Here is a 21,336-nt window from a genome sequence, read left to right as displayed (position 1 = left end):
AGGTCGGACGCGTTTTTTGTTTCAGGCGGCGCGTCCGGCCGATGCTGTCTATGCGTGCGCCAGCAGCTTTTCCGGCCGGATCGGCAGGTCGCGGACGCGGATGCCGGTGGCGTGATAGACCGCGTTGGCGACCGCTGCATTCATGCCGGTGATGCCGATCTCGCCGATGCCCTTGATGCCCAGCGGGTTGGTGGTGTTGTCAGGCTCGTCGACCATGATGACGTCGATCGACGGCGTGTCGGCATTGACCGGGATGACATAGCCGGCCAGGTCGTTGTTAACGTAGCGAGCCTGCGCCTGGTGCAGGTCCGTTGCTTCGAACAGGGCGGCGGACAGGCCCCAGATGACGCCGCCCATATACTGGCTGTAGGCGGTCAGCGGATTGATGATGGTTCCGCCGGCAAAGGCCGAGACGACGCGTGGCACGCGGATTTCGCGGGTCAGCCGGTGGACGCGGACCTCGACGAAATGGGCGCCGAACGAAAAGGCCGAATGGTCCTTGCGTCCGCCGCCGCGCAGCATCGCGGTCTGGCCCTTGTAGGTATTGGCCATCGCCTCGGGCGGCAGGCCTTCGGGATTGTTTTCGGCATAGACCTCGACCAGCGAACCGACGCGCGACACCGCCGTCTTCAGGTCCTCGGTCTGTCCGCTGGGGCCGAGAAGCTTGCCGTCCTTGAGCGTAAGCGTCGCAGGGTCCAGGCCCTTGAAAGGACCATTCGCGGCAACCGCGGCTTCAGCGAGGCGCTTGCGGATTTCGCCAGCGGCCTTGGCGACGACGTGGGCCTTGGACGCGGCATTGTTGGAGCCGCCGCCGATCGTCAGGGGCGGCAGGTCGCTATCACCCATCAGCACCTTGACCTTGTCGACGGGGATGCCCAGCGCGCCGGCGGCCGTGATGGCGACGACCGTATAGGCGCCGGTGCCCATCTCATGGCCGGCGATGGCGGCGACCGCCTTGCCGTCGGGCGTCAGGGTCAATCGCGCGGCCGCCGGCGCAACATTGGCCGGGTAGGTGGCGGTGGCGCAGCCATAGCCGATCAGCCAGTCCGCGTCCGTCATCGATCCCGGCTTGGCGGAGCGCTGGCTCCAGCCGAACTTCGCGGCGGCGGCGTCGTAACATTGCATCAGCGACCGCGTCGAGAACGGCAGGCCGGTGACCGGATCGTCGCGTGTGTCATTGATCCGCCGTAACTCGACCGGATCCATGTTGAGCTTCCACGCCAGTTCGTCCATGGCGCTCTCAAGCCCGAAGAAATAGGGCGTCTCGGCCGGGGCGCGCATGAAGCCCGGCGTTGGCCGGTCGGCGTGGACGACCTCGACCTTCGTGTCGATGTTCGGACAGGCATACATGCGCGGCGTGACCTCGACCCCGGCCACGGCATATTGCGACGGACGCGACGTGACCTCCTGGCCGGAATGGAAGAAGGAGGTCAGCCTTCCATCCTTGCCAGCCGAAATCCGCACCTGCTGACGTGTCTCCGCCCGCCAGCTGCGGACGGTGAAACCCTGTTCGCGCGTGACGACCAGCTTGACCGGACGGTTCAGCCTCTTGGCCGCAATGGCGACCCAGGCCGTATAGGCATTGGCGCCCTTGCCGCCGAAGGCTCCGCCGATATAGCGGCCGACGACGCGGACGTTTTCCGGCTCCAGGCCCAGCTGCGCGGCGATGGCGGCCTTGGACCCCCACATTGCCTGGGTGGGCTCATAGACGGTCAGGTGGTCGCCGTCCCATTCGCAGGTCGAGGTGAACAGCTCGATCGCATTGTGGTGCTGGGGCGGCGTCGAATAGCGGGCATCGACCTTGACCGGCGCGGCGCGATAGGCCCTGGCGGCATCGCCCTTTTTCGGGAACGGCTTGCCGCTGCGCGACTTGTGCGACGCGACCTTGACGCCCTTCGAGCCGAAGGTCGCGGACGGCGTCTCGGCGGCGTAGGTCACTGCGACCTTGCCGGCGGCTTCGCGGGCGGCCTCGTAGGTGTCCGCGATGACGACGGCGACGATCTGGCCGTCATGCATGACCTGGTCGCTGTCGAGCGTCGGCGTATTGGGGCCGCCGTCAGCTGCCTTTGCGGGCTTGGCCTGGCCGCCGACATTGCCATGCGTCAGGATGTCGAGCACGCCCGGCACGGCCTTTGCGGCATCCAGCTTAATGGCCGTCACGCGGCCTTTGGCGATGCGGCTGGTGACGAGATAGGCATAGGCCGGATTGCCCACGGGCTCATCCGACGCGAACCGGGCGGAGCCGGTGACCTTGGCCTTGCCGTCGATGCGCGGCGTCGGCTTGCCGAACAACTGTTTGGGATCGCCGAAGGTATCCGCCATGTCAGGCCTCCATGCGTGCGGCTTCGAGCAGCGCGCGGACCAGGGTCCGGCGGCCAAGCTCGGGCTTGTAGGCATTGTCTTCGTGGGTGACGGCGCCCTTGAGCGCGGCGCGGGCGGCGGCCTCGGCCGCGTCTTCGCTCAGCGGCTCGCCCTTCAGCAGCGCCTCGGCCTCGCGCGCCCGCCAAGGCCGGTAGGCCATGCCGCCCAGCCCAATGCGGACGTCGCGCACCACGTCGCCGTCGAGATCGAGCGCGACGGCGGCCGAGGCAATGGCGAATTCATAGGACGCGCGGTCGCGGATCTTGAGATAGAGCGAACTCCGCGTCCAGGCGCCCGGCGGAACGAAGAAGCCGGTGATCAGCTCGCCCGGCTTGAGACTGTGTTCGATATGCGGCTGGTCCGGGCCGCGATGCACGGCCTCGAACGGCAGGGTGCGGCGGCCGTCGGGACCATCGACCTCGACCTGGGCTTCCAGCGCGACCAGGGCGACGGCGAAGTCGCCGGGATACTGCGCGATGCAGGCTTTGGATACGCCAAGGACGGCATGGTTGCGGTTGGGGCCGGTCAGCGCTTCGCAGCCGGAGCCCGGCACGCGCTTGTTGCAGCGGCTCCATGACGGATCGCGATAATAGCCGCAGCGCGTCCGTTGCAGCACATTGCCGCCAAGCGTCGCCATGTTGCGGATCTGGGCGCTGGCGGCCAGCTTCAGGCTGTCGGCGATGACGGGATACTGCGTCCGGACGCCGTCGTGCCCGGCGGCTTCGGCCATGGTCACGCCCGCGCCGAGGCGCAGGCCCGCTGGACCGGTCTCGATCGTCCGCAAGGATGGCTTCAGCGGTGTGATGTCGATGACGGTTTGCGGCGTCATGACATCAAGCTTCATCAGGTCGAGCACGGTCGTGCCGCCGGCCAGGAACTGGACCGGGGCGTCGGCCTGGCCCGATGCCGTATGGGCGCCAAGCTGCACGGCACGGTCGATGGTCGCGGCGCGGTCATAGACGAAGGGGCGCATCAGGCCGCTCCCATCTGGCCACGCGCCTGCCTGATCGCCGCGACGATGCGCGGGTAGGCGGCGCAGCGGCACAGGTTTCCGCTCATATATTCACGAATGTCGTCGTCGGTGGCCGCGTGGCCTTCCTGGACACAGGCAACGGCGGACATGATCTGGCCGGGTGTGCAGTACCCGCACTGGAAGCCGTCGTGATCGATAAACGCCTGCTGCATGGGGTGCAGTTCCCCGTCCTTCGCCAGCCCCTCGATCGTCACGACCTTGCGGCCTTCGGCCGATATGGCCAGGGTCAGGCAGGACAGGACGCGGCTGCCGTCGACATGGACGGTGCAGGCTCCGCACTGGCCATGATCGCAGCCCTTCTTGGCGCCGGTCAGGTCCATGTGTTCGCGCAGGGCGTCGAGCAGGGTGGTCCGGACATCCAGCGTCAGGCGATGTTCGCGGCCATTGACCGACAGGGTGACCGGCGCATGGCCTTCCGATCCCGTGGGCGCGGCGGCAACGGGTGGCGCCGCCAGGGCGCCGGCGGCGAGGCCGAAGGCGCCGAACAGGCCGCGGCGACTGGGACCGTCTCTGAGGGGAGGTTTGGTTTGATCGTCCATAACGGCCTCATGATGGCCCGGACCGTGTCCGGAAATGACATTGGAAACGCGTGGGCACGACCGGCGGCGCCTGGACAAAAGCGCGCCTTACAGGACGATAAGAGGTAACGGGCTAAAAATAAGAAAGATATGCGGAGCGAGGTTAACCCGTGCGGCCCTTTTCGGATACGCGCAAAGACGGGCGCCCTCAGTTGCTGTGGTCGAGCTTGCGGTTGAGCACGCTTCGGATCTTGCGGGCCAGTTCGTCGGGCATGTAGGGCTTGTAGATCGTCTCGAAGGCCGCCGAATTGGTGTGGCCGTGCACGTCGTCCGCAAAGCCCGTGGTGATCAGGACGGCGATGTCGGGTACCTTCTGCCGGATTTCCTTCGCCAGCGCCACGCCGTTCATGTGGCCCGGCATGATTATGTCGGTGAACAGCATGTCGAAGCGGTCGGGATGGCCGTCCAGCACCTGCAGGGCCTCGGTGGCGTTGGACGCCTCCACGACCGTATAGCCTTCCTGTTCCAGGATCGCGGATGCCAGTTCGCGGACCTCGCGGTTGTCCTCGACGACCAGCACGCGCTCGCCCTTGCCCTGGCCGCGCGCCAGCTCGTCTTGCGGGCGCTCGACGGGGCCGTCGGCGGCGCCGTCCGAAGCCGGGAAGGTCATGCGGATGGTCGTGCCCTTGCCGACCTCGCTGTCGACGCCGAAACCGCCTTCGGACTGCTTGACGAAGCCGTAGACCTGGGCCAGGCCCAGGCCCGTGCCCTTGCCGACCTCCTTGGTGGTGAAGAAGGGTTCGGTGATGTGGGCCAATACGTCCTGCGTCATGCCTTCGCCGGTGTCTCGCACCGACAGCTCGACATAGCGGCCGCTGCGGGCATTGACGCCGCCCTGGACGACGGTGACATTGCCTGTCGAGATCGTCACCTTGCCGCCGTTCGGCATGGCGTCGCGCGCATTGGCCAGGATGTTGATCAGCGCCATCTCGAGCTGGACGATGTCGATTTGGGCGTTGTTAAGATCGGGCGCCAGGTCCAGTTCGATCTCGATATGCGCCCCAAGGGTCTTGGACAAAAGGTCGCGCAGTTCGGTTATGATGCGGTTGAGATTGACGACGCGCGCTTCCAGCGGCTGCTGGCGCGAAAAGGCCAGCAACTGCTGGGTCAGGGTCCGGGCCTTCTGCGCCGCCGACATGACCGCGTCGTGGTAGCGGCCGATGCGGTGCGGCTTGTCGACGACGGTGCGCGCCATCTGAAGGTTGCCGATGATGACCTGGAGCAGGTTGTTGAAGTCGTGAGCGATGCCGCCTGTCAGCTGGCCGATCGCCTCCATCTTCTGCGCGCGCCTGAGCGCCGTCTCGGCTTCGCGCCGGCGGGTGATGTCGAGCTGCGAGCCGAAATAGTAGAGTAGCTTGCCGTCGCGGTCGAAGATCGGGCTGATGAACAAGGCGTTCCAGAACATGGTGCCGTCCTTGCGGTAGTTCTGGATCTCGACGGCTATGTCGGTCCGGTCGGCAATGGCGCGGCGGACATTGGCCACGGCTTCGCGGTCAGTGCCTGGTCCCTGCAGGAAGCGGCAGTTGCGCCCCACCACCTCGTCCATCTCGTAGCCGGTGGTGTTGAGAAAGGCCTGGTTGGCGAAGATAACCGGATTGTCGGGCTGGTTCGGATCGGTCACGATCATCGGCATGCGCGTCATCTCGATCGCGGCGAAGAACAGGTCGTGACGGTCGGCGCTATCGGTGATTACGGCGTGACCGCGTCCGTCGCGGCGGCTGCCTGCAGGCTGGGCGGGCGCGCCGCGCCGGGTGCGATAAGCGGTCGCCAGGTAGTCGCGGATATTGTTGACGCTAATGAGCGCGCCGGAGACAATCTCCTGGGCCTTCAGGTCGTCGCGGTAGCGAATGCCAAGCAGTTGCAGGCCGCCGATAACCGACGCGAACATGTTGTTGAGATCGTGAAGCGTCTTGGAGCCCGCCTCATCTTCCGTACCGTCCTGCTTGGCCGTATCCGTGCTAGTCTGAAGATCGCCGTCTTTTTTATTCACACCATGCCCTCTCTCACGACGGCAGAATAAAAAATTGCGGATAAAAAAGTGATGGGTTCTAGTGTGTTCGAGTGCAACCTTGACGTTGGCGGTGGACCTCCGGCTAATCCTCGTCCCTGAATTTGTCGAGATACGGCGACACGCGGCCGGGAATGTGCCTGAGACCCCATTCAGCCAGCCGGATGCCGACCTCCTTCAGCTCCATCGCCTTGTCGGTCAGGACATAAGCCGGGTGCGTCCTGCCGGCCTGGACCTTTTGAATCATGCCCTGGCTTTCGAGAAACGACAGGCGTTGCGACAGCACGCGCGGGCTCAGGCCTTCGGGTGAGTCGAGAAACTCCGAAAAACGCGTCTTGCCGGCCAGCATGTCGCGCATGATGACCAGAGTCCATTTGTCGCCGATGATGTCGAGCACCGAGGCGAGCGGGCAGGTGGAGCGGAATGCGACTGAGGCAGGATCGGTCATCCAGGCATTTTAGCGCGTCCGGTGACTTTTTACTATACAAAGAATATTAAATACGGCAATCCTCAGGCGCGCCTGCCATTATGCCTTTTGGGGAGAGACCATGAAAGCTTTTGCACTGACCGCCGCCGTCCTTTTGACCGGCCTTATAACCGTGGACGCCGGCGCGGCAGAGGCCGGCCAAGGCACGACGACCAGCCAGGCGCACATCAATCTGTCGGCGGCGGAAAAACTGAGCGCCGCCGCGCAGGCCCATGCCCGCGCCAAGGGCTTTAACCTCGTCTTCGTCGTGATCGACGCCAGCGGCAACACGGTGCTGGTGTCCAGGATGGACGGCGCCAGTCCGCTGCTGACCGATGTGGCGCGGCGCAAGGCCGTCACGGCGCTGATGATGCAGCAGCCGTCGGGCGATATCGCCAACCCGCCGACGCTTGGGACGGTCAAGTTGCTGGGCATCCAGGACGTGCTGCCGGTCAGGGGCGGCATCCCCTTGCGCGACAATGGCCGGATCGTCGGCGCCATGGGGGCCAGCGGCGCTCCGGCCGAAGAGGACGAAGCGGCCGTCATCGCCGCGGTCACCGCGGTCCTGTCCAAATAGGCGGACGGTTCGGGTTGCCGGCCAGTGCGGCGTGGCGGGCGAGGGGGCTTTCTTTTGTAATGAGGCCCCCACCACCGCATCTCACTCACTATGTTCGTGCGTGCGGTCCCCCTCCCCACGCGTTTCATCGCGTGGAAAGACCTGTGGCGCTTGTGGGGAGGAATAGAAAGACAGGTTCCGCTTTCGTCTATTTTTCCTCCCTTGCCGTGTGGATAGTGTCAGGTCGCTCTGCTTACCGCTATGGCTGGAGTGGAATAGCAGGACAGGTCCCTCTGTCCTTATTCCTCCCCATGAGCGACGCGGCCCTTTCAACGCAACGAAGCGAGTGGGGAGGGGGACCGCACAACTGAGCGTCAGCGAAGGCGATGCGGTGGTGGGGGCCTAATCAGCTCGGGCGCCTGTGCGCCGAGATGCACGATATGACACCGCAGCAGATCAGCACGAAGGCAAGCGCCTCGGACACGGTTGGCCAGCGCTGCTCCCAGACGAAGCCGTAGATCAGCGCGAACAGGGTCTCGAACAGGATCATCTGGCCGACCAGGGTCAGCGGCAGGAGGCGGCTCATGCGGTTCCACAAGGCGTTGCCGACGATCGAGGCCAGCACCGCCACGGCAATGGAAACGGCGGCAAATCGCAGCCACTCCGTCCCGGAATGTACTTCCGGAGCGAAAAACAAGGCGAAAGGAACGAGCATCAGCGATTGCGCGCCCGTGACCACGCCGGTGAGAAGGTTCCAGTCCTGGACCGACACGGCGGTAAGCTTCGCCAGCCAGTGACGGTTGCCGACGGCATATAGCGTCCACGAAACCAGGGCGCCGATCGCGCAGACAAGCCCGATCAGTCCGGTCATGCCGCGTTGCGGGCCGGACAGCGCCTGCCAGCCGATGCAGACAGCGCCCGCGACGCAGAAGAGCAGGGACGGGGCCAGTTTCACCAGCGGCACGGCGCCGTGCGCCCGGCTACCGATCAGGGTGACGAGGACGGGCAGGAAACCGATGACCAGCGACGTCATGGCGATGCCGCCCATCTGCACGGCCGCCGAGAGGAGAATGTAATAAAGCGTGTTGCCGGCCAGCGCCAGCCAGAGCAAGGCCAGCCATTCCTTGCGCGACAGGTGCGCGCGTAAGGCGCCCCAGCGCGGCGCGATCAGGGCGGCCGAGATGGCGCCATAGGCCAGGTAGCGGCCGATCGTCAGCCACAACGGGTGGAAGGCACGCACCAGTTCCGGCGCCAGGAAGACCAGGCCCCACAGAGCGCCGGCGCCCATGCCGCATAAGATCCCCAGGGTCGTCGCACTCGTACCGCTACGCATGGTCATGTCCGTCACATCGTGTCGCGGCGAGACATAGCATCATCCGCGTGCGGCGTTTGCATTTGATTGCATTTGAAATGCAACAAGTACGCGGTGCGCAAGACGGGCGTGTTCCGCTGGACAAGCTGCGCATTTCATTTTTACGCCAGTCGCGCGACAAGGGGCGCGATATACCGCCACATGCCTCCCCAGAAGTAACCGGAGAGCGAGAATGCGAACCGTGGATGGCGCTCGAAACTTTCCCTTCAGCGACGGCGAAATGGTGGACAGGGTAAGGGCGCACGACTGGAGCAAAACACCCCTTGGGCCGATTGACGCCTGGCCGTCGGCGCTAAGGCTGCACGTCGACGCCGCACTTGCCAACCGCTTTCCGACCGCTGTCTTTTGGGGACCACGGCATGTCATCATTTATAATGATGCCTATGTCCCTATCCTGGGTGAGAAGTCCGATGCGCTGGGAAGCAGCCTTTACGACCTGTGGCCCGAAATCTGGGAAGAGATCGCTCCGATTCTTGAAAAGGCGTATCAGGGCGAGGCGCAATTCGTCGAGGACATGCGGCTGGTCCTCATGCGTAATCACCACCCGGAAACGGCATATTTTACTTTCTGCTACAGTCCCCTGCGCGACGAATGCGGCGCCATTGGCGGCGTGCTGGCGACGATCGTCGAGACGACGCAAAAGGTAAGGGGCGACGCCGAATTGCGCGAATCGCGTGAGCGTCTGTTGGGCCTGTTCGACCAGGCGTCGACCTTCATGGCCTTTATGCGCGGGCCGGAACATGTCTTTGAATACGCCAATCCCGCCTTCTATCAGTTAGTCGGCGGCCGCGAGGTGTTGGGACGGCCGGCCAGGGACGCCTTTCCCGATGCGGCCGGCCAGGGATTCTTCGAGCTGATGGACGAGGTCTACCGCTCGGGCAAGGCGTACAAGGCCGATGGTTCGAAAATCGTCTTGCAGCGGACGCCGGACGCCGGCGTCGAAACGCGTTACATGGACCTGCTCTACCAACCGGTATTCGACTGCAAAGACCAGGTTAGCGGGATATTCGCCGAAGGGGTGGATGTTACCGACCGCACCTTGGCCGAGGAGGCGCTTAAGGCCAGCCAGAAGGAGTTGCAAGCCCTGGCCGACGCTATCCCCCAGCAGATCTGGATGGCGACGCCGAACGGTAGGATCGCCTATGCGAATGCCTATACCATGGAATACACGGGTGGCGCGCACGTCGTCGATGGCGTCGTGACCTGGGCGCGGCTTATTCACCCTGACGACTTGCAACGCACGCGCGAAGGGTGGCTGCACGCCGTTGCGACGGGCGAACCGTACAGCGTCGAGCACCGCGTCCGCAACGCCCAGGGCCAGTACTGCTGGAATCTGACGCGTGCCCGTCCGTTACGCGATGAGACAGGCCAGATCATACGCTGGTATGGCACGACAACCGAGATCGAGGCACTCAAGGCATCCCAGCGCGAAGCACAGACCGCCCGCGAATATCTCGATCTGATGGTGTCGAGCGCCGCGGAATTCGCCATCGTGTCCTTTTCGCCGAGCGGCGAGATCGTTAGCTGGAGTTCCGGCGCGGAGCACATCTTTGGCTATTCCGCCGACGAAGCCCTGGGGCAGAACATGGAGATCATGTTCACACCCGAAGACCGGGAAAACGGCGCGCCCATTTTCGAAATGACACGGGCGGGGCTCGACGGCCGTGCCCTGGATGAACGGTGGCACAGCCGAAAGAGCGGCGAACGCTTTTACGGCAGCGGCGTTACAACGGCCATGCGCGGCGAGAACGGGGAACTGCATGGCTTCGTGAAGATCGTCCGCGACGTCAGCCAGCAGAAACAGGCTGAACAGGAACTGATCGACGCCCGCAATGCCGCCGAGGCCGCCAACATCGCCAAGTCGGAGTTCCTGGCGAATATGAGCCACGAAATCCGCACGCCCATGAACGCCATTGTCGGCCTGTCCAATCTTTTGGCGCGCGGCGGCGACTTGACACCCAAGCAGGAGAAGTTCGTCAGTACCCTCCAGACCAGCGCCAACACGCTTCTGGCCTTGATCAACGACCTTCTGGACGTCGCAAAGATCGAAGCCAGCAAGACGGAACTGGAGCATCTGCCTTTCAACCTGGCGCAGATCATGCACGAGGTTTCGGACATCATGTCCGAACGCGTTCGTGAGAAGGGGCTAAGCTTCACCATGAACGGCGAATGCGTCCGCGACCGTCAGTTCATGGGCGATCCCAATCGGCTGCGCCAGGTCATCATGAACCTGTGCAGCAACGCCGTGAAGTTCACGGACACCGGCGGCGTTCACGTCGATATCGGATGCCGGCCGGGAGACATTCCGAATACACAGCTCGTCTCGATCACGGTCAGTGACACGGGCATCGGCATAGCTCCCGAAAAGCTTGAGAAAATATTCGACAAGTTCGTCCAGGCCGACAGCAGCATTACCCGCCGGTACGGCGGTACCGGTCTGGGTCTGGCGATTACCCGGACGCTGGTCGACATCATGGACGGAACAATTTCAGTAGACAGCGTGGAGGGCCGGGGATCACGCTTTACGATCTGCCTGCCTCTGCGCAACGCGTCAAACGAAGAGGTGGCGACCGCAAACCATTCCTTGCCGGCCGCCAGGGACGAAATGACGGTCAAGCACGCGGGAAAGGTTCTGCTGGTCGAAGACCATCCGGCGAATGTCATGGTCGCCATGGCTTATCTCGATCAATTCGGCTATGCAGCCGACATTGCGGAGACGGGGGTCGAAGCCGTGGAAAAGGTGAAGTCCGGGCACTATACGGCCATACTGATGGACGTGCAGATGCCCGGCATGAACGGCTATGACGCCACCGAGCGTATTCGCGAGCATGAGAAACGATACGGCGCGCCCCATACGCCGATCATCGGAATGACGGCTCATGCCATGCCGGGTGACAGGGAACGCTGCCTTGCGGCAGGTATGGACGATTATATTTCCAAGCCGTTCGAGCCGGAAGACTTGTGCGAGGTCCTCAGGAGTGCGCGCAGCGTTGTGCCCGGGACGTCGTAAAATGAATTGGCGGGTTTCTGCTAATTGAGCCCGCACGCCCGGCGCGCGTCCGTCTTGCCGCATATGCTGAAAAAGGCTCCGGCGAGATCACGGGTCATTGTCTCGACCTTGACCGGATAGGCGTTCGACAGGACAACGACGGTGAGCGGCACATTCACGAAGCGCTCATAGTCGGTCAGGTAGCCGGGCAGGGTGCCGGGGTGGCCGACATAGGGCTCGCCCGCCAGCTTGTCGACATAGACGCCGTAGCCGTAACCGAAGCCATTGTCGCGAAACAGCAGGGCGCGGCTGCTTTCCGACAGCCCCAGGCCCTTGCCGGTGTGCAGCGCCTTGTCCCAGATCAGCAGGTCGTCGGCGGTCGAATAGAGGTTGCCGGATGCGTAGAGCATACTTGGCGCCATGTAGAAGGTGTTGGCCACGCGGTCGCCTTGAATAAGATAGCCTTGGGCCATACCGGGCACGATCTCCGACGGATCGAAATAGCCGGTGTGCGTCATGCCGAGCGGGGTCAGGATATGGTCGTGCACATAGGTGGCGTAATCGGTGCCGCTGGCCTTTTCGATAATGAGCCCCAGCGCGACATAGTTGGTATTCGAATAGCTGAAGCGCTCGCCTGGCGTGAAGCCGAGCGGCAGGTCGCGCACCAGGGCCACGACCTCTTCGGGCGTGCGGTCCATGCGGACCAGCCTTGTGAACGAATTGGTGGTCGACAGGAATTCCGGCAGGCCCGCACTGTGGCTGAGCAGGTGCCTCACCGTGATCGGCCGGTAGGATACAGGCAGGTCCGGAATATAGGTTGTGACGGATGCATCGAGGGACAGCTTGCCGGCCTCGGCCAGTTGCAGGATCGCTACCGCCGTGAAGGTCTTGGTCGTGGAGCCGATGCGGTAGGTCAGGCCGGTTCGCGATGGAAGGTTCCATGTTCGGTCTGCCAGTCCATAGGCCTTGCGGAAGACCGGCTTGCCGTCAAACGCGACCAGGACTTCGCCGGAGAAGTTGCCGGACGTGGCGGCGGTTTGGGCCACCGCATCGGCGGCGGCTTCAAACGCCTGGCGTGTCTGCACAGGCATGGCGGCGTGAGCGAGGGCCGGCGCGGACACCACGGTCAGCGCGGCCAGGATGGACAGGATATGACGCGGCATGGAACCCCCGGACGATCCGGCACGCATAGGCTACCGCAAACAGGCGGTCACGTTACAAATGGATAATATAATCAGGGGCGTTGCGGCGCCCCTTGAAATCGCATCCGGCGCGCCTACATCCCTACTAACGTTCAACAAGCGAAAGGAGGTGGTCCGATGTCTCATTGTCAAATGCCGCTCGCGGCAAGTCTTAAGAGCACGGCCTTCATCGCCGGAGGCCGGCTCGCCTGAGCTGTCCGAGTGCATTGCAAGACAATGGAAGGGTCGCCCCGTCACGGGCGGCCCTTTGTTGTTTTGCGGCCGCCGCGTTGCCTGAGTGGAGTTGGGCCTGAGTGGAGTTGCGCCTAAGTGGAACTGGGGCTGAGTGGAGCGGGCGGTGGTGGTTTTGCCTGATGGGCAGGGCCGCGGACCGGGTTGGAACGGCCACGGATACTCCAAAACGCGCGGCCACCACCGCCAGCACCGGTGAAATTGCCTGGATAAAATCGTCACGGGCCAATAGGGCGCCCGCCGTGCATTCTGGCCTTTGTTGCACCGCATTCAATGAATAGGGCGCAATGGCATTGCGCCCTATGCAAGACCCTTTGTTATGCTAAGCTGAAAATATACGCCACCGGGAGGCGATATGCTGCAAACCATCGAAGTCATTACCGACGACCTGGCGGAGCTGAGCGTGGCCCAGAAGGTGCGCCGCGTGCACGAACGGCTGGAAGGCGTGGTCGGAAGCCTGTGCGATATGTACGCCAAAGGCGATGTGCGCGACGCCGGGCGGCTGCGCCTGTCGGCCAGTCCCGACATCGTCGTCGGCGTCATGTCGGGGATGAGCATTACCTGCGAGCGGACGGCGGCGCACATCGCCCGCCACGACGACGACGCGCTGTTTGTACAGATGAACTTAGGCGCGGCGCCGATCGTGGGCCGCCAGATGGGCCGTGACTATGTGCTGGCGCCCGGAGCGGCGGCGGTCAGCGTCCATAATGCGTCCTTGCGCTTCGAGGTCGAACAGGGGGCGACGCTGCTGGGCATTACCCTGCCGCGCCGCTGGACGGACGGCTGGGGCGTGCTGCCGGAAGACCTGGCGGGCAGGGCGGTCGATACCCAGGCCTCGGCCCTTCGGTTTCTGGCGTCCTACGCGAAACTGCTGTGCGACCAGCCCTTGCCCGATCCCGGGTTCGCCGCGGCTTCGGCGGCGCACCTGGCCTATCTGATCGGGGTGGGGTTCGGAGCGGCCAGCAGCCAGGACGAAAGTCATGCCGGCGTGGCGGGCGAGACGCGGTTGAACCTCGTGCGGCGGATCATGCGCCGCGACTGCCGGTCGGAGGACTTGACGGCGGCGCGGGTCGGCGCCGAACTTGGGGTGTCGGAGCGGATGGTGCAGCACGTGCTGCAGGGCGCAGGCACGACCTTTTCGCAGGTCCTGGGCGAGTACCGCTGCGAGCGGGCGAAGGCGCTGTTGCTGGACCCGGCGTTCGACGGCGTGTCGGTGGCCAATATCGGCTTTGCCTGCGGCTTTTCCGACGTGTCGGCCTTTTACCGGGCCTTCCGGCGGCGGTTTGATGCCGCTCCGGGAGATATCCGGGCGGTGCGGGGGTAGAGCATCAATAGTTTTGCTCTAGGATGTTTCAAGCCGAGAGCCGAGACCGCCAGTCTGGAAGCTGTCAGCACCAAGACACAGACGCGGTGGCTATAGGCTGTAGTTCGTAACTCTCCGTTGCACCTACTCTCGTAATGCGCTTATCTTCAAAGTGTGTTTCCTCGCTTTTGCCGAGGCGACTGCCAGGGGATAAATATGACATCTAAAACGCACAATATTTTCGTCAGTTATGCGCACAACGACAACAAGTGGGACGATGAAAACGTTCATAAATTGATTGATTCTCTGAGAAATGCGCTCAAAGTCATTAGCCGCAACAAATTTCTTTTCTTTATTGATGTAGAGCAGACAGAATGGGGTGAAATCTGGAGAAAGGTAATTGAAAAAAACCTGAATGAGGCCACTTTTATGGTCGCATTTATGTCTCCTAGCTATTTTGGGAGTTCTGAGTGCTATAAAGAGTGGATGCAATTTAGAAGTCTCGAAAAATCATACAACGTTAGCAATCTTATACTGCCGATTTATTACAGGAAAGATGTTGAATTTGACCAGTATATATCCAGCGAACACGATGTGGTCGACTCAAATCCTATGCTTGGCGACCTTGCGCAACGTCAATTTTATGACATGAGGGGCATGCATCCGTTTTCAGTAGAAAATCCGAAAAGCAAATCGACCATAGAGGAGTTGGCCGGAAGGATAGAGCGGAGATCGTCGCAAGTGTCATTGGTTTTTGAGGATTCATTTACCAGTGTAGCTAGGTCGAAGCCTATATCGCCCGAAGACCTAAAAGGGAAGCTTGACCCAAAGGTTGAGGTGTCAATTGTTTCCAAGTTTCATTCTTTAACTAATACCCAAAAGATAATATTAAAGACGGCATATGAGCGTCCCCTGGGGGGGGAAATTACAATTGATTCACTGAAAGGTATGGTACTAATTGAAGATTTTTCAGATATGTCTGATGACGAATTTTTTTACCGAGTAAAAGATTTAGCGCATCAGGAACTTCTAGAGTTGACGTCTACCGGGGTAAAGCGAACATCTGTATGTATAATTAAAGATGTTCAAATCGCAATGCATAGAAATAAGCTGATAAAATCATAAAATGGTAAAATGCTCTGATATTCATGCCTATCTTTTGAATAATTTTCCAGATTATAATAAGATGTGGTCGGATCTGTATATCGCGAGGAGTGAGGGAATATTCCAAAAATGGGATGATATTGATACGGCTTGTCTTCTTTTCGATAAGGGAGTTGAGCTTGAGGCGCTGCATGCTCAAAAAAGATTGCAGAGGGTACTTGTAAGGGTTGCAGAAAAAGAGCCAAAATCGACTAAAATTCGCTCTGATTTGAGCATGTTGGCAAGTGACCGCCCTTTTCTGCAGGGTCGTTTCCATGATTTCGAGTATCGCCTCGGTAACTTCACTGCTTCACTTCATGAGACGGTCCGGCCAATTTTCTACGGTAATGTCAAAGAAATTCCTTCTCTGCAGAAGTCGATAATTGATAACCGCAAGCCGATGCCAACCGCCGCCCATCGGATAAATACTGATTATAGGGATTTGGTTCGTTTTAGGTTTGTTGCCTCCGATATCAGTTCTTTAATCAGATTGTGTTGGGAGTTGTGGGACAATTTCTTTGACGAGATTGTGCTTTGCAAGAACTACTATCTGAATCCCATTTCTATTCCAAGTGTCAGACCTTATAATGGAATTCACTTTATAATTGTGGATGCTGATGGCTTTCCCGCCGAGGTGCAAATTATAACGGCAGTTCGAGAAGCTATAGGCATCCTAGATCACAGAATCGTTTATAAAGCTGACCCACGGCAAGTGCCTCATGATTTTGTAAACTATATAAGTCTAGGGTCTATGGCGGCAATTATTGTTGATCAAGTCGTCAGTAGAAAAAGTTGAGCGTATTTTTTTATAAATTTCATAGTTTATTGATTTTAAATATTCAGCTTTTTCAATAGCTATTTCGGTAATTGAATTTTCCTGATGAAAGCAATTTCTAATGCTCAATATTTTTTTGGATATTACATTGCTATGTTTATATAAGAGCGCTGTATCTTCCAAAAACAACATCCCTCTGCTCGACATGGATAATTTCAATAGTTTCAAAAAGACAATCTGATGAGGTGCGCCTCTGCCAAATTTAAAGTAATTTAAGCGGCTTTTTATATTATATTTCTGCTTATTGTTCAATTCGTCATTCTCATATAAGTCAAAAAACAACGATGGGCGAAAGGATTTAATATAATTCTTCGATTTTATTTTGTATATAACATACTTTTCTAAGTCTCCGCATATGAATGCGAGTGAGTAAATTTCAAACAGATGAAATAATGTATTGTATGGAATCAGGTCAGAGTCCGTTGACCAATAGTGAATCTTTATCGGTAAATTGTTCGCTAGGGAAGCGATGAGGCATCGGATATCTTCGAAGTCGCTCGCCGACAGTGCGCCAACGATCGCCAAGTCGATGTCAGACGTGGGTGTTCCTTCGCCGCGTCCATGGGAGCCGGAGACGCCAAAAAATTCGATGCCCTTGTGGCTTTTACAAAGATTGAGGAAGAGCGGGACCAATGGTTGCAACTCGTGTCGAGCTAAGGCCGCTGTTTGGAAAACAAGCGGGGACATCATCTTTGCAGGACGTGGGGCATTAAACTTTGCACCAAATATTAGGTTGAGACCGGTAATGACTACTACAGAGAAACAAATATGGTCATGGCAGTCGTCAGGTGTCTACAATTACAGGTAGCCGAAGGCGACAAAAGGGGTCCGCTCACCCCATCTCGACCAGAAGCTTGCGCAGGTCGCGGGGGTCGAAGGGCTTGGGAAGGTAGGCGTCCATGCCCGCCGCGAAGCATTTTTCGCGATCAGAGGCCTGGGCGTGCGCCGTCATGCCGATGATTGGCATGTGCCGCTTGCCGTGGTCCGCCTCGTCTTGGCGGATGCGGCGCGTGCATTCAAGCCCGTCCATCACCGGCATCTGGACGTCCATCAGGATCGCGAAATAGGCCGTGCCTGTCTGAAGCTTGCTCAGGGCCGCCGCACCGTGTTCGGCGACGTCGACGCCATAGCCGTAGTCCTCAAGCAGGTGCGACGCCACCACGACATTCGCTGGCGAATCCTCGACCAGCAGGATCTTCTGGCCGCGCGCGTCGATCGCGTCCGGCACCTCGGCGGGGGCGGCGTCCGGCGCCGGCGCGGCGGGCCGCAGCGGCAGGCGCACGCTGAAGCGCGAACCCTGGCCCTCCACGCTTTCGACATTGATCGTTCCGCCCATGATGTCGATCAGCGTCTTGGAGATGGCCAGGCCCAGGCCCGTCCCGCCGTACTTGCGCGTGACGCTGGTGTCGGCCTGGACGAACTTCTCGAAGATGGTGGCGAGTTTCTGCGGTGCGATGCCGACGCCAGTGTCGCTGACCGTGATTTCCAGCATTTCCGGCCCGTCCATCCGTGACGCCTTGCCGCACGTAATGGTGATCCCGCCCGACGACGTGAATTTCAACGCGTTGGTGCACAGGTTCAAAAGCACCTGGCGCAGACGGGTCGGGTCGCCCACGACCTGGGCATCGCCGACGCTGCTACAGTCGCAGTCGAGCCACAAGCCTTTTTCGCGCGCCTGGACCTCGATCATGCTGGCGACCTCGCTGACAATGGCACGGGGCGAAAATTCGATCGCTTCGAGCTCGATGGCGCGCGCCTCGATCTTCGAAATGTCCAGCAGGTCGTTGATCAGCGCCAGCAATTGCTCGGCGCTCATGTGCAGGGTCTTGATGAACTGCGCCTGCCTGTCAGTCAGCGGGTTGGAATTGGCCAGGATGTGCGACAGGCCGATGACCGCGTTCATTGGCGTGCGGATCTCGTGGCTCATATTGGCCAGGAATTCGGTCTTGGCGACATTGGCAGCCTCGGCGGCGGCTACCGCCCGGCGCAAGGCTTCTTCGTTATCGCGCTGGCGGTACTGGCGATGGCGGTCGCGCAAGGCCGAGCGCACCGACGATAGCAGTGTGGCAATGTAGATCGGCCGCGTCACCAGGGTCATGTTGCCGACGCTTTGCAGCGCGGCGAGGGTGTCGCCCGATTGGAGCGTTGACGGTGTCAGCACGATCAGCGGAAAGTCCGACCATGAAGGTTGAACGGCCAGGGCGCGGCCAAGCGCTTCGCGATTCGCCAATACGGCTTCCTGGGTGATGACCGCTGCGTCGGCCCCGGCGATGATGCCTTGACATAGGTCACCAATGCTGGGGCAAACCTCGGCGTCAATGCCATTGTCGGCCAGGATCTGCCGCGTCGTCTCGCCATCGCGTGTTGTCGGCGCCAGGATGAGGACAAGAGATCGCCGGTCGGCAGTAAGGGGTGGAGCCTGCGTCATTTGGCGATCAGGTCCGATGTCCCGCCACGATAGATCGGCGTACCGGTCAGGACGCCCTGGAAATCCTTCAGTGGCGCGCCGACCCGGATGCCGTTTTTGTCCATCTTGAACTCGCGGATCGAGCGTTCGTGATGGCCTGTCCGCTTCTTGACGACGGCGATCGTCTGCCGGACTTCGCCGTGCGCTTCGAAATAGCGGAACAGGATGACGCCATCGGCCAGGTAGCTGGTGTCGAGGGGGGCCTGCATGGCATTGCCGAGAAGCCCATGTTGGGCGACGACGAGGATGGTGACAACGTTGAGGTGACCGAGATAGGTAAGCAGTTCGTGCAACTGCGCCGTCAGGAACTTTTCTTCCGGCATGGCGTTGAGATAGCCGTTCAGGCTGTCGATCATGACGACGCGCGCCGGACTCTGGCCGTCGCGGCCTTCGGCGGCGGCGCGGACGATATGGGCGAACTGGCCCGGCGACAGCTCGGCGGGATCGACGGTCTGTATGCTGACCAGCCCCTTATCGATCTGTACGTCCAGTTGCTGGCCGATGCCGCTGGCACGCTGGCGGATGGTCTCGAGCCTCTCGTCAAAGGTAAAAATGGCGGCGCGTTCCCCCCCGAGCGCGGCGTTAAGCGCCAGTTGCAGGCCCAGGCTCGACTTGCCTGCGCCCGCCGGTCCCAGAAGCAGGAGGCTGGTTCCCAGTTCGATGCCGCCGCCCAGGAGCTTGTCGAGTTCCGGCAGGCCGGACGACAGCTGACGCACGTCCTGGCCGCGGACGTGCTCGCCCGCCACCAGCCGCGGAAAAATCGACAGGCCGCCACGCGAGATGGCGAAGTCGTGATAGCCGCCGCGATATTTGCGGCCGCGGAACTTTGTGACCCTGAGACGTCTGCGTTCGGCGCCGTATTCGGGCGCCAACTGTTCCAGGTTGAAGACGCCATGCGCGATCGACTGAAGCTGGCGGTCCTCCTCGTCGCTGGCGGTCTTGTCGTCGAGGAACAGGGTGGTACAGTTGCGTCCCTGGAAGAAGGTCTTGAGCGCCAGCACCTCGCGGCGGTAGCGCAGGGTGTTTTGTGACAAAAGCTTGATTTCCGCCATGGAGTCGATGACGACGCGCGAGGGGTTCAGCTTTTCGATATGGGCAATGACCGTCTTGGTGGTCTCGTCCAACTCGACCTCGGCCGGGTGGAACATGGTGTATTTCTGGTCTGAGCCCTGGTCCAGTTCGTTGGCGATCAGTTCGCAGAAATGGACGTGGTCGAGGCTCCAGCCGTGCGAGGCGGCATTGGCCTTCAGTTCGTCCTGCGATTCGGCCAGGGTGACGTAGAGGACGGTCTCACCGTTGCGAACGCCTTCGAGCAGGAATTGCAGGGCAAGCGTGGTCTTGCCGCAGCCAGGCGCGCCCTGGATCAAATATACACGTTTGCCGATCAGGCCACCGCCCAGCACATCGTCAAGCTCGGCTATGCCCGTCCCGACGTTCGTATCGCTCCGCATCAATCCCTCGACGCCATTTTTTACTGTAATCCCTAACCGGTCGCAGGGTTCATTGAAAAAAGCAATTCGGAATGTGGGGCAGGGTGCGCCTTCCGCCATTTGCATAGCAAAGCCGACGACAGGGACCTTCAACAAGTTGACGCTTGGTAAATCGGTGGTCTCGTGCAGTCTTCCCTCAAAAACGACTTCGGGCAGTGGAGCGCGGGACAGAGGAGGGAAAGCATGCCCTTGATCCGGAGGAATATGGTGCTGGACCAGGACAAGCCGGACGACTATCTGGACCGGCCCCGCTAGACCGGCGACTTCCAAGGCCAGGCGCCGCTCCTGTGGTTCGCGACGGCGCTTGTGACCTGACGCATCGCCACGGTCACTTGGTCGGAATGACGAACGCCTTCAACTCGGCCATCCTGCCGTCGCGAAAGCGCCAGACGTCGCAATAGAGGTTGGGCACCGGCCGACCATTGTCGTCCCGGCTGGTGATTTCACCGAGCGCGGTTACATAGTCGTCTTCGCCGATAAGCCGGGTGACGCTGAATTTGGGCGGCGTCGCGTAGGCGTCGGCCATCCATTCGCGGACGGCGTCCTTGCCGTTCAGAGTCATCTCCCCGACCGCCGTCCACACGATGTCTTCGGTGCAGTGCGCCAGAAATCCTTCGGTGTCGCCGGCGGTGATGGCGGCATTGGCGCTTTCCAGTACGGCCTTGTTTTCTGAGGACATTTGGAGATCCTTTAAAGAAAACGGGGAGCCTTGCGGCTCCCCGTCCTGTAGTCTGGCGGTGCGTGATAGCTTAGAACACGAAGTCCGAAGCGCTGACCGAAGCCACGCCCTTCAGGAAGATGGTGTCCGAACCGTAGGTGACGGTCGTGCCGCTGGCGCCGCTTGTGACGACCAGGTCGCCGAAGGACAGGCCGGTGGCCGACAGGTCGATATGGTCGGTGCCCGAGACGAAGTCGACGATCTTGTCGTCGCCGTCGCCGAAGTCGAACAGGAAGGTGTCCATGTCGGCGCCGCCGGCCAGCAGGTCGTTGCCCGTGCCGCCCCAGATCCAGTCATTGCCGGCATCGCCCATGATACGGTCGTCGCCAGCGCCGCCCAGTACGATATCGTCGCCCGCGCGGGCGTAGATGATGTCGTCGCCGTCGTTGCCGGCCACGCGGTCATTGCCTTTGCCGGCGGTGATGTTGTCATTGCCGGCGTCGCCGGTGATGAAGTCCTCGCCCGTGCCGCCGTTAATGATGTCGGCGCCGGCCTTGGCGCGGATCGAATCGGCGCCGGTGGTGCCCGTGATGTCGTCGTCGGTCTTCTGACCCTCGATTTGAGGGAAGAAATAAGAGCTCATT

17 protein-coding genes are annotated in these 21,336 nt (G+C 60.8%); 5 read left to right on the top strand and 12 right to left on the bottom strand.

Going from position 1 to position 21,336, the window contains the following annotated elements; genetic code table 11:
* Window positions 1-48: 48 nt before the first annotated feature.
* From J2X24_RS14660 to J2X24_RS14640, 5 genes are all read right to left on the bottom strand, one after another.
* The gene (locus tag J2X24_RS14660) at window positions 49-2,322 is read right to left on the bottom strand and encodes a xanthine dehydrogenase family protein molybdopterin-binding subunit (protein ID WP_209723169.1); all 2,274 of its coding nucleotides are present in this window, start codon (window positions 2,320-2,322) and stop codon (window positions 49-51) included.
* A gap of 1 nt (window position 2,323) precedes the next feature.
* Entirely contained in the window at window positions 2,324-3,334 is a 1,011-nt protein-coding gene (locus J2X24_RS14655; RefSeq protein WP_209723166.1) for an FAD binding domain-containing protein, read from the bottom strand.
* The gene (locus J2X24_RS14650; RefSeq protein ID WP_209723163.1) at window positions 3,334-3,933 is read right to left on the bottom strand and encodes a (2Fe-2S)-binding protein; all 600 of its coding nucleotides are present in this window, start codon (window positions 3,931-3,933) and stop codon (window positions 3,334-3,336) included. Before J2X24_RS14650 ends, J2X24_RS14655 begins: the two co-directional genes overlap by 1 nt.
* Before the next feature lie 187 nt (window positions 3,934-4,120).
* Window positions 4,121-5,962, bottom strand: a complete 1,842-nt coding sequence (locus tag J2X24_RS14645) for a histidine kinase famiy protein (protein ID WP_342591098.1) — start codon at window positions 5,960-5,962, stop codon at window positions 4,121-4,123.
* A 103-nt stretch (window positions 5,963-6,065) separates the two neighbouring features.
* On the bottom strand, window positions 6,066-6,428 hold the full coding sequence (locus J2X24_RS14640; RefSeq protein WP_209723159.1) for a winged helix-turn-helix transcriptional regulator: 363 nt from the start codon (window positions 6,426-6,428) through the stop codon (window positions 6,066-6,068).
* A 100-nt stretch (window positions 6,429-6,528) separates the two neighbouring features.
* Between J2X24_RS14640 and J2X24_RS14635 the strand changes: the two genes are divergently transcribed.
* Window positions 6,529-7,023 (top strand): GlcG/HbpS family heme-binding protein, encoded by a 495-nt coding sequence (locus J2X24_RS14635; protein WP_209723157.1) that lies wholly within the window; start codon window positions 6,529-6,531, stop codon window positions 7,021-7,023.
* Window positions 7,024-7,408: 385 nt separating this feature from the next.
* Here the strand turns inward: J2X24_RS14635 and J2X24_RS14630 are convergent, their stop codons facing one another.
* Entirely contained in the window at window positions 7,409-8,335 is a 927-nt protein-coding gene (locus tag J2X24_RS14630) for a DMT family transporter (protein ID WP_209723154.1), read from the bottom strand.
* Between the two features lie 211 nt (window positions 8,336-8,546).
* Here J2X24_RS14630 and J2X24_RS14625 point away from each other — a divergent pair, with 211 nt between their 5' ends.
* Window positions 8,547-11,384 (top strand): PAS domain-containing hybrid sensor histidine kinase/response regulator, encoded by a 2,838-nt coding sequence (locus J2X24_RS14625; RefSeq protein ID WP_209723150.1) that lies wholly within the window; start codon window positions 8,547-8,549, stop codon window positions 11,382-11,384.
* A gap of 20 nt (window positions 11,385-11,404) precedes the next feature.
* Here the strand turns inward: J2X24_RS14625 and J2X24_RS14620 are convergent, their stop codons facing one another.
* Entirely contained in the window at window positions 11,405-12,526 is a 1,122-nt protein-coding gene (locus J2X24_RS14620; protein WP_209723147.1) for a serine hydrolase domain-containing protein, read from the bottom strand.
* Window positions 12,527-13,151: 625 nt separating this feature from the next.
* On the opposite strand from J2X24_RS14620, the gene J2X24_RS14615 reads away from it, so the two are divergent.
* From J2X24_RS14615 to J2X24_RS14605, 3 genes are all read left to right on the top strand, one after another.
* Window positions 13,152-14,120 carry a helix-turn-helix domain-containing protein gene (locus J2X24_RS14615; protein WP_209723143.1) on the top strand — a complete coding sequence of 323 codons (969 nt, stop codon included), beginning with the start codon at window positions 13,152-13,154 and terminating at the stop codon, window positions 14,118-14,120.
* Window positions 14,121-14,315: 195 nt separating this feature from the next.
* The gene (locus J2X24_RS14610) at window positions 14,316-15,224 is read left to right on the top strand and encodes a toll/interleukin-1 receptor domain-containing protein (RefSeq protein WP_209723140.1); all 909 of its coding nucleotides are present in this window, start codon (window positions 14,316-14,318) and stop codon (window positions 15,222-15,224) included.
* 61 nt (window positions 15,225-15,285) lie between these two features.
* Entirely contained in the window at window positions 15,286-16,038 is a 753-nt protein-coding gene (locus J2X24_RS14605; RefSeq protein WP_209723137.1) for a nucleotidyltransferase family protein, read from the top strand.
* On the opposite strand, the gene J2X24_RS22950 is transcribed toward J2X24_RS14605, so the two are convergent.
* The 5 genes from J2X24_RS22950 to J2X24_RS14580 all read right to left on the bottom strand — a co-directional run bounded on the left by J2X24_RS22950 (window position 15,985) and on the right by J2X24_RS14580 (window position 21,335).
* A complete protein-coding gene (locus J2X24_RS22950) occupies window positions 15,985-16,764 on the bottom strand; it encodes a nucleotidyltransferase family protein (protein WP_209723134.1) in 780 nt (259 codons plus the stop codon). The genes J2X24_RS14605 and J2X24_RS22950 overlap by 54 nt on opposite strands.
* A gap of 145 nt (window positions 16,765-16,909) precedes the next feature.
* Window positions 16,910-18,505: an ATP-binding protein gene (locus tag J2X24_RS14595; protein WP_209723131.1), complete on the bottom strand. Its 1,596-nt coding sequence runs from the start codon at window positions 18,503-18,505 to the stop codon at window positions 16,910-16,912.
* Window positions 18,502-19,995, bottom strand: a complete 1,494-nt coding sequence (locus J2X24_RS14590) for a DUF7125 family protein (RefSeq protein ID WP_209723128.1) — start codon at window positions 19,993-19,995, stop codon at window positions 18,502-18,504. Before J2X24_RS14590 ends, J2X24_RS14595 begins: the two co-directional genes overlap by 4 nt.
* Window positions 19,996-20,362: 367 nt before the next feature.
* Entirely contained in the window at window positions 20,363-20,713 is a 351-nt protein-coding gene (locus tag J2X24_RS14585; protein ID WP_209723125.1) for a nuclear transport factor 2 family protein, read from the bottom strand.
* 70 nt (window positions 20,714-20,783) lie between these two features.
* Window positions 20,784-21,335: a calcium-binding protein gene (locus tag J2X24_RS14580; RefSeq protein WP_209723121.1), complete on the bottom strand. Its 552-nt coding sequence runs from the start codon at window positions 21,333-21,335 to the stop codon at window positions 20,784-20,786.
* Between the last annotated feature and the right edge of the window lies 1 nt (window position 21,336).

The organism is Asticcacaulis solisilvae (assembly GCF_017875235.1).
Lineage (GTDB): Bacteria > Pseudomonadota > Alphaproteobacteria > Caulobacterales > Caulobacteraceae > Asticcacaulis > Asticcacaulis solisilvae_A.
This window is presented reverse-complemented; position numbering and strand designations above follow the sequence as displayed.

Coding starts and splice junctions, on each gene's coding strand:
- J2X24_RS14580 (WP_209723121.1), bottom strand. CDS start 21,335: ATGAGCTCTTATTTCTTCCCTCAAATCGAGGGTCAGAAGACCGACGAC.
- J2X24_RS14640 (WP_209723159.1), bottom strand. CDS start 6,428: ATGACCGATCCTGCCTCAGTCGCATTCCGCTCCACCTGCCCGCTCGCC.
- J2X24_RS14635 (WP_209723157.1), top strand. CDS start 6,529: ATGAAAGCTTTTGCACTGACCGCCGCCGTCCTTTTGACCGGCCTTATA.
- J2X24_RS14615 (WP_209723143.1), top strand. CDS start 13,152: ATGCTGCAAACCATCGAAGTCATTACCGACGACCTGGCGGAGCTGAGC.
- J2X24_RS14650 (WP_209723163.1), bottom strand. CDS start 3,933: ATGGACGATCAAACCAAACCTCCCCTCAGAGACGGTCCCAGTCGCCGC.
- J2X24_RS14630 (WP_209723154.1), bottom strand. CDS start 8,335: ATGCGTAGCGGTACGAGTGCGACGACCCTGGGGATCTTATGCGGCATG.
- J2X24_RS22950 (WP_209723134.1), bottom strand. CDS start 16,764: ATGTCCCCGCTTGTTTTCCAAACAGCGGCCTTAGCTCGACACGAGTTG.
- J2X24_RS14625 (WP_209723150.1), top strand. CDS start 8,547: ATGCGAACCGTGGATGGCGCTCGAAACTTTCCCTTCAGCGACGGCGAA.
- J2X24_RS14605 (WP_209723137.1), top strand. CDS start 15,286: ATGTGGTCGGATCTGTATATCGCGAGGAGTGAGGGAATATTCCAAAAA.
- J2X24_RS14620 (WP_209723147.1), bottom strand. CDS start 12,526: ATGCCGCGTCATATCCTGTCCATCCTGGCCGCGCTGACCGTGGTGTCC.
- J2X24_RS14590 (WP_209723128.1), bottom strand. CDS start 19,995: ATGCGGAGCGATACGAACGTCGGGACGGGCATAGCCGAGCTTGACGAT.
- J2X24_RS14660 (WP_209723169.1), bottom strand. CDS start 2,322: ATGGCGGATACCTTCGGCGATCCCAAACAGTTGTTCGGCAAGCCGACG.
- J2X24_RS14595 (WP_209723131.1), bottom strand. CDS start 18,505: ATGACGCAGGCTCCACCCCTTACTGCCGACCGGCGATCTCTTGTCCTC.
- J2X24_RS14610 (WP_209723140.1), top strand. CDS start 14,316: ATGACATCTAAAACGCACAATATTTTCGTCAGTTATGCGCACAACGAC.
- J2X24_RS14655 (WP_209723166.1), bottom strand. CDS start 3,334: ATGCGCCCCTTCGTCTATGACCGCGCCGCGACCATCGACCGTGCCGTG.
- J2X24_RS14585 (WP_209723125.1), bottom strand. CDS start 20,713: ATGTCCTCAGAAAACAAGGCCGTACTGGAAAGCGCCAATGCCGCCATC.